Annotated in this window: 1 protein-coding gene; it reads left to right on the forward strand. The window is 70.1% G+C overall.

Annotated elements, in window-relative coordinates; all coding sequences use genetic code 11:
* Positions 1-489 precede the first annotated feature (489 nt).
* On the forward strand, positions 490-1,162 hold a 673-nt coding region (locus HII36_RS55345; RefSeq protein WP_328808335.1), incomplete at its 3' end, for an NADH-quinone oxidoreductase subunit J family protein.

A 1,162-nucleotide genomic window follows, 5' to 3' on the forward strand; every position in this document is an offset into this window, starting at 1 on the left:
GCCTCAGACCGCGGACGACCGCGCAGGAAACGCCGAGAACGCGGAAACCCCCGAGAACGCGAAGACGCCTGAGGACCCAAGCGACACGGGCACGGAAAACGCTGGCGCGCGGGACACCGGCACTCGGGACACCAGCGCGAGGGACACGAGCGCGGGAGACACCGGCGCGGGGGACACCAGCACGCGCGACACCGGCGCGGAAGCCGACGTCACAAACGCTGAGCCGTCGACCCCGCAAACCGCCGAATCTCCCGCCGAACCACCCGCCGAGCGATCGCCCGAGCAATCCGCTGAGCGACCGGCTTCATCCACAGGCGAGCCACAAGCCCAAGAGTTGTCCACAGCCTCGACCGAACCGCAACCGGAGCCCGGGCCGGAGGAGCAGACTTCTGGCCCGAGCCCCCGCAGGCGCAGGATGGCCGACCCCCGGTCCATCCGCCCGCCCGGACGGCTCGGTCCTGACGAGACGAGGGAGTCCGAGGAGGATTCGTGACCGAGGCGGTGCCCTCCTACCTTTCACCCACCGGGCAAGAGATCGTCTTCTTGCTGCTGGGAGCGGTAGCGGTTGGATCGGCGCTGCTCGTTGTCACGACCAAACAACTCGTCCATGCCGCCCTGTGGCTCGTGGTCACCTTCGGCGCGCTCGCGGGCTGCTACCTGGTGCTGACCGCCGAGTTCGTGGCGTGGGTCCAGGTGCTGATCTACGTGGGCGCGGTGGTGGTGCTGATGCTGTTCGGCATCATGCTCACCCGTGCGCCGATCGGCCGCTCCGCCGATCTCGACAGCGGCAACCGTACCGTGGCCGCGGTGGTGGCGGTGGCGACGGCGGCTCTCCTGGTCACCGTGGTGATCGACGGCTTCCGTACCGCCTACACGCCGCTCCAACCCGGACACGGCGCGGCCAAGGAACTGGGCACCAGCATCTTCGCCACCTGGGTCCTGCCTTTCGAAGCGCTCTCCGTCCTGCTGCTGGCCGCACTGATCGGCGCCATCGTGCTCTCCCGCACCGACATCCGCGGCGGCCCAGCCCCCTCTCCCGCCAGCTCACCTCGGTCTCCTGCCGACGCGCCCCGGCCTCCCGCCGGCTCACCCCGGTCTCCTGCCGGCGGCCCACTCCCGTCCTCCACCAGCCCACGCACCGACCGCACAAGCCTGTCTCTTA

It is taken from the genome of Nonomuraea antri, from assembly GCF_013283785.1.
GTDB lineage: Bacteria > Actinomycetota > Actinomycetes > Streptosporangiales > Streptosporangiaceae > Nonomuraea > Nonomuraea antri.